The sequence below is a fragment of the Pseudomonas putida genome, assembly GCF_002025705.1.
GTDB classification, from domain to species: Bacteria; Pseudomonadota; Gammaproteobacteria; order Pseudomonadales; family Pseudomonadaceae; genus Aquipseudomonas; species Aquipseudomonas putida_J.
The window spans coordinates 4,972,658-4,984,267 of the sequence record NZ_CP018846.1 but is presented as its reverse complement, the minus strand read 5'-3'; the positions used below and the strand labels follow the sequence as shown (position 1 = coordinate 4,984,267).

The 11,610-nt window shown below is 60.3% G+C and carries 11 protein-coding genes and 1 tRNA gene; 1 reads left to right on the top strand and 11 read right to left on the bottom strand.

Going from position 1 to position 11,610, the window contains the following annotated elements; translation table 11 throughout:
- Positions 1–70: 70 nt before the first annotated feature.
- Positions 71–1,792 carry a SulP family inorganic anion transporter gene (locus BUQ73_RS22615; RefSeq protein ID WP_079229755.1) on the bottom strand — a complete coding sequence of 574 codons (1,722 nt, stop codon included), beginning with the start codon at positions 1,790–1,792 and terminating at the stop codon, positions 71–73.
- Between the two features lie 458 nt (positions 1,793–2,250).
- On the opposite strand from BUQ73_RS22615, the gene BUQ73_RS22610 reads away from it, so the two are divergent.
- On the top strand, positions 2,251–2,517 hold the full coding sequence (locus BUQ73_RS22610; protein WP_079230610.1) for a hypothetical protein: 267 nt from the start codon (positions 2,251–2,253) through the stop codon (positions 2,515–2,517).
- A 94-nt stretch (positions 2,518–2,611) separates the two neighbouring features.
- Here the strand turns inward: BUQ73_RS22610 and ychF are convergent, their stop codons facing one another.
- The 10 genes from ychF to BUQ73_RS22560 all read right to left on the bottom strand — a co-directional run bounded on the left by ychF (position 2,612) and on the right by BUQ73_RS22560 (position 11,428).
- The gene (ychF, locus tag BUQ73_RS22605) at positions 2,612–3,712 is read right to left on the bottom strand and encodes a redox-regulated ATPase YchF (protein WP_027918298.1); all 1,101 of its coding nucleotides are present in this window, start codon (positions 3,710–3,712) and stop codon (positions 2,612–2,614) included.
- Positions 3,713–3,734: 22 nt separating this feature from the next.
- Entirely contained in the window at positions 3,735–4,319 is a 585-nt protein-coding gene (pth, locus tag BUQ73_RS22600) for an aminoacyl-tRNA hydrolase (RefSeq protein ID WP_009686183.1), read from the bottom strand.
- Positions 4,320–4,400: 81 nt separating this feature from the next.
- Complete coding sequence (locus BUQ73_RS22595) at positions 4,401–4,994, bottom strand: 50S ribosomal protein L25/general stress protein Ctc (RefSeq protein ID WP_079229754.1); 594 nt, start codon at positions 4,992–4,994, stop codon at positions 4,401–4,403.
- A 120-nt stretch (positions 4,995–5,114) separates the two neighbouring features.
- Positions 5,115–6,056 carry a ribose-phosphate pyrophosphokinase gene (locus tag BUQ73_RS22590; RefSeq protein ID WP_003247410.1) on the bottom strand — a complete coding sequence of 314 codons (942 nt, stop codon included), beginning with the start codon at positions 6,054–6,056 and terminating at the stop codon, positions 5,115–5,117.
- A gap of 48 nt (positions 6,057–6,104) precedes the next feature.
- Positions 6,105–6,179: transfer RNA gene (locus BUQ73_RS22585), tRNA-Gln, on the bottom strand.
- Positions 6,180–6,199: 20 nt separating this feature from the next.
- Positions 6,200–7,060: a 4-(cytidine 5'-diphospho)-2-C-methyl-D-erythritol kinase gene (ispE, locus tag BUQ73_RS22580; RefSeq protein WP_079229753.1), complete on the bottom strand. Its 861-nt coding sequence runs from the start codon at positions 7,058–7,060 to the stop codon at positions 6,200–6,202.
- Positions 7,061–7,064: 4 nt separating this feature from the next.
- A complete protein-coding gene (gene lolB / locus BUQ73_RS22575; protein ID WP_079229752.1) occupies positions 7,065–7,682 on the bottom strand; it encodes a lipoprotein insertase outer membrane protein LolB in 618 nt (205 codons plus the stop codon).
- Positions 7,683–7,686: 4 nt separating this feature from the next.
- Positions 7,687–9,399: a tetratricopeptide repeat protein gene (locus BUQ73_RS22570; protein WP_079229751.1), complete on the bottom strand. Its 1,713-nt coding sequence runs from the start codon at positions 9,397–9,399 to the stop codon at positions 7,687–7,689.
- A 552-nt stretch (positions 9,400–9,951) separates the two neighbouring features.
- The gene (locus BUQ73_RS22565; protein WP_079229750.1) at positions 9,952–10,929 is read right to left on the bottom strand and encodes a hypothetical protein; all 978 of its coding nucleotides are present in this window, start codon (positions 10,927–10,929) and stop codon (positions 9,952–9,954) included.
- A 10-nt stretch (positions 10,930–10,939) separates the two neighbouring features.
- The gene (locus tag BUQ73_RS22560; protein ID WP_079229749.1) at positions 10,940–11,428 is read right to left on the bottom strand and encodes an Hcp family type VI secretion system effector; all 489 of its coding nucleotides are present in this window, start codon (positions 11,426–11,428) and stop codon (positions 10,940–10,942) included.
- Positions 11,429–11,610 lie beyond the last annotated feature (182 nt).

Genomic DNA, 11,610 nt, shown 5'->3' with positions numbered 1-11,610 from the left:
AGCGTCGCCCATGGGGTCACCCTAACCCTGTGGGAGCGGGCTTGCCCGCGAAGAGGCCGGTACAGGCAACTCAAGGCTTCCAGTCAACCCCGGTATCCGCCAGATAGGCATCCACCGCAGCACCGACTGTGGGGTGAAATGCCTTCTCGCCCAAAGGCTCGAACAGCTCGAAGCGCTTCATCTTGTCCTTCACCGGGTCCTTCATTTCGGCAAACTGCAGCTCCACGCCACGCGCCTCCAGCGCCCGATCCAGCTCGGCGAGCATGTCCGCCGATGTGATATCGATGCTGGTGACCGGTTCTGCCGCAATCACCAGCCGCTGCACTGGAGTCGGTGATTCATCCACCGCGGCCAGCACCGTGCCCTGGAACTGCTCGGCATTGGCGAAGAACAGCGGCGCATCCCAGCGCAGCAGCACCAGCCCAGGAATCCGCCGCGCCTGTGGATAACGTTTCACGTCATGGTAACCACGGGTACCGTCGACCCGCCCGAGTACCGCGTAATGCGGGCGCCAGCCATCCCACAGGAATTCGATCACCGACACTGCCACGGCAATGCAGATACCCGGGATGGCGCCGAACACCGCGACACCGACGAAGCAGGTGAACGACAGCCAGAACTCCCATTGCTGCATGCGGAAGATGCGCTTGAGGTCGGCGAACTCGAACAGCCCCAGGGCCGCAGCGATCACTACAGCAGCCAGTGCGCTGTTGGGCAGGTGCTGCATCAGGTTGGGGGCGACCAGCAGCAACAGGGTCACCGCCAGCGCGCCAATGATGCCGGTCAATTGGGTTTTCGAGCCGGCCGCCTCGGCCACCGGCGTGCGCGACGAGCTGCTGCTGATCGGGATGCCCTGGAACAAGCCGGAGGCCAGGTTGGCCACACCCAGGCCGAACATCTCCTGGTTGGGGTTGACGGGTGTTTTCAGCCGCGCGGCATAGGAGCGTGACAGCACACTGGTGTCGGCGAACGACACCAGCGCCACGGCGATCCCGCCCAGTACCACTTCGACCAGGTCGATGTCGGTGACCCACGGCAAGGCGAAGCTGGGCAGACCCTGGGGCAGCTGGCCGAGCACTTTGACGCCCATCTGGTCGAGGTTGAACAGGCTCACCGCCAAGGTTGCCAGCACCACGGCGATCAGGATGCCGGGGATACGCTTGAAGGGTTTGAGCAGCATGATCAGCACCAGGCTGCTGGCCCCGACGATGAAGCTTGGCCAGTGCCCATTGCCTGCGAACAGTGCCTGGCCAAGGTGCCAGAGGTCACGCAAGGGCCCCTGGCTGTCGACCTTGAGGCCGAACAGCTTGGGCAGCTGGCTGATCAGCACAGTGAGGGCGATGCCGTTCATGTAGCCGTAGCGGATCGGTTTGGACAACAGCTCGGTGATGAAGCCCAGGCGCAGCAGCCCGGCGATCACGCAGAAGGCGCCGGCCACCAGGGCCATCAGGCTGGCAATGGCAATCGCGCGCTGTGGGTCGCTGGCGGCGTATTGCACCACGACTGCCAGGATGGGTGCGGCCAGCGCCGAGTCCGGGCCGAGTACCAGGATGCGGCTGGGGCCAAACAGGGCATAGGCCAGCAGCGGAATGATGGTGGCATACAGGCCATAGATGCCCGGTACCCCGGACGCTTCGGCGTAGGCGATGCCGACTGGCACCAGCATGGTGGTGAGCACCAGGCCGGCCGCGATGTCCTTGGGCAGCCAGGCGGGCTGGTAGTGCAGCAGGGTGGCCAGGCCGGGGAGCCAGCGTTGCCAGTCGAAGCGTTGGCGGGGCGGGCGTTCGTGCATGGGGTAGGCTCCGGAGTCGGGGGCCGCTTTGCGGCCCTTTCGCGACACAAGGCCGCTCCTACAGGCGATCGCGTTCCCTTGTAGGAGCGGCCTTGTGTCGCGAAAGGGCTGCAAAGCAGCCCCGGCAATCCCTCAGGTGTAAGACAATTCCGAACTTGAAACCAAATGCTTCTGTTGAAGATAGCTTGGGAATTATCCTACGCACGCCGCTGCCGTTTCTCTGTTGTCGATGATGAGCATCAGGGCTAATTTCCCCGGGTCGTCGTGGTTTGACGACCGGGTGTGAGAGCCCGCTCACAAGCAAGAGATTGCCGTCATGGTAGCTGTGCGCGGGCAGGCCCCGTGCCTGGCCGGTTTTCGCTCTTGTTTGGCCGGTCTCTCACCCCGCGTACAGCTGCCACCTAATCCTGTGAGAGGGAAAGGGAAGGCAGCCCATGCAAACAAACGAGAGAGAAATCATGAAAAAACTTGTTCCAGAACCACCCACCAAAGTTACATCCCAGCCGTTCTACACCATCAACAAAGACATGCCTTCACCCGAGGCATTGCTCTATGTCATTCAGTTGTTACGCGGAATTGAAGACACCCTCGACGAGTACATCTGCGGCAATGCTGGCGAGCCGGGCATCGGCATGCTGGTGAATAGCGTGCATAACGTGCAGATGGGGAGGGCGTTGGCAGATTTGGTACTGAGCCGGGAGGCGGGGGAGATCACCTGGCATTGATGCCAGAGATTGTGGAAAGGCATGTGTGCCCCATAAAACAAAACCCCTTGAAGCCATAGGCATCAAGGGGTTTGTCAGTACTGTGAACTGCCGCTTAGACGTTGAAGCGGAAGTGCATCACATCACCGTCTTTGACGATGTAGTCCTTGCCTTCCAGGCGCCATTTACCGGCTTCCTTGGCACCGCCTTCACCCTTGAACTGGATGAAGTCGTCATAGGCCACCACTTCAGCGCGGATGAAGCCTTTTTCGAAGTCGGTGTGGATAACGCCGGCTGCCTGCGGGGCGGTGGCGCCAACGCGTACGGTCCAGGCGCGGACTTCCTGCACGCCGGCAGTGAAGTAGGTCTGCAGGTTGAGCAGCTCGTAACCGGCACGGATCACGCGGTTCAGGCCAGGCTCTTCCAGGCCCAGGGCCTCGAGGAACATGTCCTTCTCTTCGCCGTCATCCAGCTCGGCGATTTCTGCTTCGATCTTGTTGCACACCGGCACCACGACCGCGCCTTCTTCCTCGGCGATGGCCTTGACCACGTCCAGGTGCGGGTTATTTTCGAAGCCGTCTTCGGCGACGTTGGCGATGTACATCACCGGCTTGCTGGTCAGCAGGTGGAAGCCACGGATGACGGCCTTTTCGTCGTCTGCCATATTCTTCATCAGGCTGCGCGCAGGCTTGCCTTCGGTGAAGTGCGGAATCAGTTTTTCCAGGATCGCCTTCTGCGCCAGGGCGTCCTTGTCGCCGCCCTTGGCGTTGCGGGCAACCTTCTGCAGTTGCTTCTCGCAGCTGTCGAGGTCGGCGAAGATCAGCTCAAGGTCGATGATCTCGATGTCACGTTTGGGGTCGACGCTGTTGGAAACGTGGATCACGTTCTCGTCTTCGAAGCAGCGCACCACGTGGGCGATGGCGTCGGTCTCGCGGATGTTGGCGAGGAACTTGTTGCCCAGGCCTTCGCCTTTCGACGCACCGGCCACCAGGCCTGCGATGTCGACGAATTCCATGGTGGTCGGCAGGATGCGGTTAGGCTTGACGATTTCCGCCAGCGCCGCCAGGCGCGCATCGGGCATCGGCACGATGCCGCTGTTCGGCTCGATGGTGCAGAAAGGGAAGTTCTCCGCCGCGATGCCAGACTTGGTCAGGGCGTTGAACAGGGTGGACTTGCCGACGTTGGGCAGGCCGACGATGCCGCAATTGAAACCCATGGGTATTCCCCTCTCTAGGAAATCAGGCCTTCTGGCTGTGCAGCTCGCGCATGGCCTTGGCGAAGTCGCCGGCCAGTACGTCCGGCAGCACGCCGAGGGCAAAATCGATGCTGGCGTCGAGCTTCTCCTGCTCGGCGCGCGGCGCGCGGCCCAGGACGAAGTTGGAGACCAGTTTGGCGTCACCCGGGTGGCCGATGCCAAGCCGCAGGCGGTGGAAGTCGTTCTGGTTGCCGAGCTGCGCGATGATGTCGCGCAGGCCGTTGTGCCCCCCATGGCCGCCGCCGCGCTTGAGCTTGGCAACGCCCGGAGGCAGGTCGAGTTCGTCGTGTGCCACCAAAATCGCTTCCGGCTTGATGCGGAAGAAATTGGCCAATGCCGCCACGGCCTGGCCGCTACGGTTCATGTAGGTGGTGGGGATCAACAAACGAACGTCGTTGCCCTGATGGCTGAACTTAGCCGTCAGGCCGAAATATTTTTTGTCAGCGGTCAGCGATACACGCTGGGCGCTGGCAATGCGTTCAACGAAAAGAGCCCCTGCGTTATGCCGGGTCTGTTCGTATTCGGGGCCGGGGTTACCCAGGCCAACGATCAACTGGATGGCGGTCACGTCAGGGGCTCTTCCTTGGAGTTGGTGGGTTACAGGGCGCGGGGCGCACTGTAACCCGATCAACACCGGCGCGCGAGTGGATTACTCGGCAGCGCCTTCTGCTTCTGGAGCAACGCGTGGAGCGTGAACGTTGGCAACAGCTTTGTCATCACCGTGGGCCAGAGCTACGAACTCTACGCCTTTCGGAGCTTTCAGGTCCGACAGGTGGATGATGGCGCCGATTTCAGCGTTGGCCAGGTCGACTTCGATGAACTCAGGCAGGTCTTTGGCTTCGCAGGAAACTTCGATCTCGGAAACAACGTGCGAGATTTCGCCGCCTTTCTTGATCGGAGCTTCTTCGCCAACGAAGTGAACTGGAACCTTGGCGGTCAGCTTCTGGCCAGCAACGACGCGAACGAAGTCAGCGTGCATGATGAAGCCTTTGGCTGGGTGACGCTGCATGGCCTTGACCACGACGTTCTGCTTGGCGCCGTCGACGTTCAGCTCGATAACGTGGCTGAAGGCAGCTTCGTTTTCGAACAGCTTGGCGATTTCCTTGGCCACGATGGTCAGGGATTGGGCTTCTTTATCGCCACCGTATACAACGGCTGGGATGCTGGCGGAGTGACGCAGGCGGCGGCTCGCACCTTTCCCCAGGTCAGTACGCGCTTGGGCGTTCAGGATGAAATCAGTCATTTTGCTTCTCCAAAATAGCCTCCCGAAAGGCGTTTGCGACCAGCGCCAGACGGGGATGGCAAAAAAGCCCCGCCCCAACAAATGCTGGGGCGGGGCGCTTCACATCAACACGCGTTCCGCTTAGCGGAACATCGCGCTGATCGATTCTTCGTTGCTGATGCGGCGGACCGCTTCAGCGACAACCGGTGCGATATCCAGCTGGCGGATACGGTCACAGGCTTGAGCAGCGGCGGACAGCGGAACGGTGTTGGTCACTACCAGCTCGTCCAGTACCGACTTCTCGATGTTCTCGATCGCACGGCCCGACAGGACAGGGTGCGTGCAGTAGGCGTAAACCTTGGCAGCGCCGTGTTCTTTCAGGGCTTTGGCCGCGTGGCACAGGGTGCCGGCGGTGTCGACCATGTCGTCTACCAGGATGCAGGTGCGCCCTTCGACGTCGCCGATGATGTGCATAACCTCGGAGTGGTTAGCCTTTTCGCGGCGTTTGTCGATGATACCGAGATCGACGCCCAGGGACTTGGCAACGGCGCGTGCGCGCACAACGCCACCGATGTCCGGGGAAACGATCATCAGGTTCTCGAAACGCTGGTCTTCGATGTCGTCGACCAGTACGGGCGAGCCGTAGATGTTGTCGACTGGAATATCGAAGAAGCCTTGGATCTGGTCAGCGTGCAGGTCGACGGTGAGAACACGGTCGATACCCACGACAGTGAGCATGTCAGCAACGACTTTGGCGCTGATGGCTACACGTGCCGAACGCGGACGGCGGTCCTGGCGGGCATATCCGAAGTAGGGAATCACGGCGGTGATTCGGGATGCTGAGGAGCGGCGGAAGGCATCGGCCATCACTACCAGTTCCATCAGGTTATCGTTGGTCGGGGCACAGGTCGGCTGAATAATGAAGACGTCTTTACCGCGGACATTTTCATTGATCTCAGTACTGATCTCACCGTCGGAGAATTTACCGACAGAGACATCACCGAGAGGGATATGCAGCTGACGTACGACACGCCGAGCCAGATCGGGGTTAGCGTTCCCCGTAAAGACCATCATCTTGGACACGCGCAGTACCTGAAGGCTGAGGGTATACCTGGATGAGTATAAGGAAAATGGCAGGGGCGGCTGGATTCGAACCAACGCATGGCAGGATCAAAACCTGCTGCCTTACCGCTTGGCGACGCCCCTGTATCTGTTGCTGCGAACACTTATGTGCTCGACTTCTTGACCAGACTTTGCAGCTTGCGATGCAACATCGAAACATTGCTTCCTTTCGCCACAAACCCTGTTTGGGTCACTGAAAGAAGGGCCAGAACTTTATCAGCTTCGGCTTTGCTTGGGAAGGCCCCAAACACACAACTTCCAGTACCGGTAAGCCGAGCCTCTGTGAATTTACCCAATGAATTCAGCGCGTTGCGAACTTCTGGGTAACTCTGCTCTACCACCGGTTGGCAGTCATTTCGACTGTTTCCCTCGGGAACGGGGCGCATCTTAAGGGGGAGCGAATCACGTGTCAACTGTGGATGTGAAAAAATTTCTACTGTGCTGACAGACACTTGCGGCACCAGCACGACATACCATGGTTCCTCGGGGTCGACCGGGGTCAGTTGCTCGCCCACACCCTGGGCAAATGCCGCGTGGCCACGGACGAACACCGGCACGTCGGCACCCAGGCTCAGGCCCAGCGCGGCCAGGCGGTCTTCGTCCCAGTCCAGCTGCCACAGGTGCGCCAGTGCCAGCAGGGTGGTCGCCGCATCGGAGCTGCCGCCGCCGATGCCACCACCCATGGGCAGCACCTTGGTCAGCCAGATATCGGCGCCCAGTTGCGTGCCGGACTGTTCCTGCAATTTACGCGCGGCGCGCACGATCAGGTTGCTGTCGTGGGGCACCGCTTCGATTTCGGTGTGCAGGCGGATCACGCCGTCTTCGCGCAGGGCGAAGCTCAGTTCGTCGCCATGGTCGAGAAACTGGAACACGGTTTCCAGCTCGTGGTAGCCGTCGGGGCGGCGGCCGATGATGTGCAGCCACAGGTTGAGCTTGGCCGGGGCGGGCAGGGTGAGCGTGTACATGGGGTCAGTGCCCCAGCTGGCGCGGCTGCCAGTCCTTGACCACCAGGGTCACATCGAGATCCTTGCCGTGCAGCTTCAGGCGTTCGGGTAACCAGTAGCCGTTCTGCTCGGTGTAGCTCAGGTACTGCACCTGCCAGCCGTCCTGCTCGAGGCTGGCCAGGCGGCTGTCGCCGTCCAGGGTCAGCTTGCTCTTGCTGTCGGGGGCGGGCAGGCCGCGCACCCACCAGACCAGGTGCGAGACCGGCAGTTGCCAGCCGAGCTGTTCTTCCAGCAGGGCTTCGGGGCTGGCGGCTTCATAGCGGCCCTGGTTGGCCACTTCCAGCACCACGCCACCGGGGCGGCCGGTCAGGCGAGCAGCGCCGCGGCCGAGCGGGCCGGCCAGGCGGATGTCGTAATAGTCCTGGCGTTGCAGCCAGAACAGCGTGCCGCTGCCGGAGTCGCGCGGGGCACGGATGCCGACCTTGCCGTTGATCTGCCAGCCGTCGAGGCTGCTCAACTGCTCTTTATGGGCGCGCCACTGCTGCGGGTCGCCATGGCCCTGCAGGGCTTCGCGGCTCCCGAAGCTGGCGCAACCGGCCAGCAGGGCGATCAGGGTGAAGGTAATGCAATGGCGCAGGAACATGGCGTTAAAGAGTCTCGGATCCGGTCAGGCGCAGGAGGGTCTTGCGCAGGATAGGGCTGTCGGCCTGGGCTTCGAAGCCCTTGGCCCAGACTTGTCGGGCCTCGCGGCGCTTGCCGTTGGCCCACAGGACTTCGCCCAGGTGGGCGGCCACTTCATGGTCGGGGAAGCGGGCAAAGGCTTGGCGCAGGTAGTTTTCAGCCTCGGCGAGGTTGCCCAGCCGGTAGTTGATCCAGCCCATGCTGTCGAGCACTGCCGGGTCGTCCGGGGTCAGCTGGTGGGCTTTGTCGATCAGGACCTTGGCTTCGCTGTAGCGGGTGGTGCGATCGGCCAGGGTGTAGCCGAGGGCGTTCAGCGCCATGGCATTTTCGGGCTCGCGAGCGATGATGGCGCGCAGGTCCTTTTCCATCAGCGGCAGGTCATCGCGCTTTTCGGCCAGCATGGCGCGGGTATAAAGCAGGTTGAGGTCGTCCGGGTAATGCTTGAGGGCTTGCTGCAGCACCTGGTCAGCCTGGGCGTCCTTGTTGTTGTTGCTGTAGCTTTCCGATTCGATCAGGTACAGCTGCACGGCCAGGTCCGGCTGCGTTTCGCGGGCCTCGGCGAGCAGGCGCGATGCTTCGGTGCCGCGGCCGTTGGCAATGAGGATGTCAGCCTGGCGCAATTGGGCCGGCAGGTAGTCCGGGCCAGTGCCGACCAAGGCATATTCGCGCAGGGCACCTGCCGGGTCGTGGCGTTCTTCGGCGATGCGGCCCAGGTTCAGGTGGGCGGCGTCGACGTTGCTGTCGCGCTCGATCAGCTCGCGCAGGTAGACCTCGGCTTCGTCCCAGTCTTTCATCTCCAGGCACACCAGGGCCAGGGAGTAACGCGACTCATCGTCATCCGGGTACTGCTGAACCAGGCTGAGGAATTCAGCCTTGGCATCGGCCATGCGGTCCTGTTCGACCAGGGTGCGTGCGTAGGTCAGGCGCAGGCGCTTGTCGTCCGGGTTGTCACGGATCGCCCCGCGCAGCAGCGGCAGCGCTTCCGGGCCGCGGTCCAGGGCCTGGAGCAGGCGGGCGCGCAGCAGGATCGGGGCGATTTCGCCATTCTGCGCCGGGTGGGCCTCGAGCAGGTCGAGGGCTTCCTGGGACTTGCCGTCCTGGTTCAGCAGCAATGCCTTGCCGAACACCAGCTGGCTGTTGTCCGGGTATTTGACCAGCAGGCGGTCAAAGCTCTGCATCAGACCGTCGCGGGTGCTCTGGTCGGTTTCGGCGGCCGACAGGGCGAGGAAGTCGAAGTGGGTGTCACCCTGGCCCTGCAACACCTTCTCCATATAGGTCATGGAGTCGTCGTAGCGACCGGCTCGGGCCAGCTGGATGGCGGCGGCGCGCTGGGCGTCGAGGTTCTCCGGGTCGTTCTTGGCCCAGATCAGGGCGCTGTCGAGGGCCGGCTCGTCGGCGCCGAGGTACTCGGCAATGCGGTAGGCGCGCTCGGAGACGCCCGGGTCCTGGGTCTTCTCGGCCTGGTCGGCGTAGTTGGCCAGGGCGATGTCGAAGCGGTTGCGCTGGCCGGCCAGCTCGGCCACCAGCAGGCTATAAAGGGTGTCTTGCGTGAACGACCCATACACCTCGGGCTTCTTCGCCTCGGCCTCGGCGGCGGGAGGCTCGGCCTTTTGCGGGGCCAGGCTCTGGCAGCCCTGGAGCAGGGCGAAGGCAAGCAGCAATGCGTAGGGTCTGTTCATAGAGAGGCTTAAAAAGACTAACCGGCGGTCGGAGCATGATGACACAAGCGCGGGGGCAAACCCACCTGCGAAGGTCGTGGTTTACAGCTTGGTGGTGCAAGCGTCGGACAACGGAGTGGGGGGTTAGGTTCGGTCCCGATGTCGGGGCTCTACGATGGATTCAAAGGCTTTGAAGATGGTCAGCGAGATAGAGGCATGCCCTAAATAATAGAAGTGCAAAAAATAGCGCCAGGCACACAGTTACGAGTCTGCTAAGTAACTTTTTTGTGTGGCCTGGCAGTTGATCAATTTCCCTGATGTCTACGAGGCCTCTGCGCGCATAGGCCTCAGGGAAAACCAATACTAAAGATATTGTTCCGAATCGAAAGACTTTTCCCATAAATCCAAGCCCGGCGTATATTTTTTTGTTGTCGCAGATCAATTTGCAGTGGGTTAGCTGCGATTCTATTTTTTCAGTCAGGCGATGGGATAAATAAAACGTTATCGACATGGAGACGAATATCGCGGTGATGAGTATGGCGAATACCACTCCCAAAATTTCATGAGCTGTAGTCAATTCATCACTCGCTCGTAAAATAAATCACCCATGATTTCTCCTCCACGGCTTCCAATCTCCCCGATTAGCATCCCCCCAAAGGCTCCGCCCGCTACGCCGCAAGCGAACGCGCCCGGCCCACCCGATGCGATTCCGAGAACCACGCCGCAAGCTGCTACGCCAAACATGTTGCCTGCATATGCACCAATCACGCCTCCACCTACGCTACCTGCCAAGGAACTACTCTCGACAATTTTGGCTCTTCTGCACTCTTCCTCTCTCCCTTCTGTGCATGCTTTTTTGATTGACAGGCCTGTGCTCGCGACTTCCAGCGCAATTCCAATGTACGTTCCTTTTTTTATCAGGTTGGCAGCCTTGCCGACACCTGCGACCTTATCGGCATACCCTGCAATTTCACCAGCGTTCAAATAGCTTTTCGTGGAAAGGCCAAGGGTTCTTTTGATCGACCCTTTGTTTCGCAAGCCGGCACCAAACGCTGCCATTTTACTCAACTGCTCATCCAGCCTGGCGAACAGCGCCGCGCGCCTGGCATAAAACTGATCGCGAGCCTTGAGCGTCCCTGAACTCATATGCTCCTGATACAGCTTTTCAATTTCCAGCAACGTGCCCTGAATAGCCTTCAGGTGCCTGCTCCAGCCATCGCTGACCACGCCTGCGCCTGTAGCGGCATGGGTAAGCAGACTTTTGAGCAACTCGAAATTCTCCAGAAAGAACTCGTCGGCACCTTGCCCGCTACGCATCAGTCCCATATGCGTCCTGGCAGCCTTTGCCATCAGATACGCCTCCTGGCTGGTACACGAAGGCGTCGACCAGTCGCCAACAATGACCAGTTCGCCGCTCCTGACCACATTGTTGTAGATGTGAGCATTCAGAATGTCGAACTTGCTGGCCGAATGCCCACTGAGCGCAAGGCCGGCCTTGAGTGTGTGGTAGTTCTGCATTTTGGGGTTGATGAACGCGCGGGCTTCGGTCATGGCGTTATCCTCACGCGTATTTCTTGTTGCTGATCCGGTCCCAGCCGCCAGCGATGTTACCGCCGCCAGAGCCGTCGATGCGTTTCTGTTGAGTATAGGTAGTCTTTATTCGGCCGTAATCGAGTTGCACTACCTCGATCGGCACACCATCGGCAGCGCTCTGTGTGTAGTCGGCAATGATCACTTCTTCGAGAATGACCTCGTAATACTTGAGCTTGTCGCCGCCTGCACGGCACAACGCGAGTTTCACTTCTTTCAGATGCAGGCCCGCACAACTGGCCTCCATCAGTTTGCAACTGGCACTGTCGAGAAACTTGGTGAATCTGAAGTTGCTGACGGCGGTGCGGCCTGAGGTGGCACCACCGGCGGAGCTTGCAGTGGCTGAGGTGCTTTGACTTACGCCGAAGTCGTAGCCGGTAACCTCAATCCATTTATTATATTTTTCATCCAGGGCTTCACCTGAAATTTCGTCGATTTTTATATATGCATCAAATGCCATGCTTACCTCTCCTTGGCAATTTATTCAGGGTCTGAAGTGCTGACGGGGAACTTGGCCCGGTCAGTGATTGGCAAGGCTAGGCACTGATATCTGGGAAGGCAATAGAGAGGGCAGTATTTGGGAAATGGACTACAGGATTGTGGATAACTCCGCTGTGAATATGTCGAAAGATTTCATTGAAA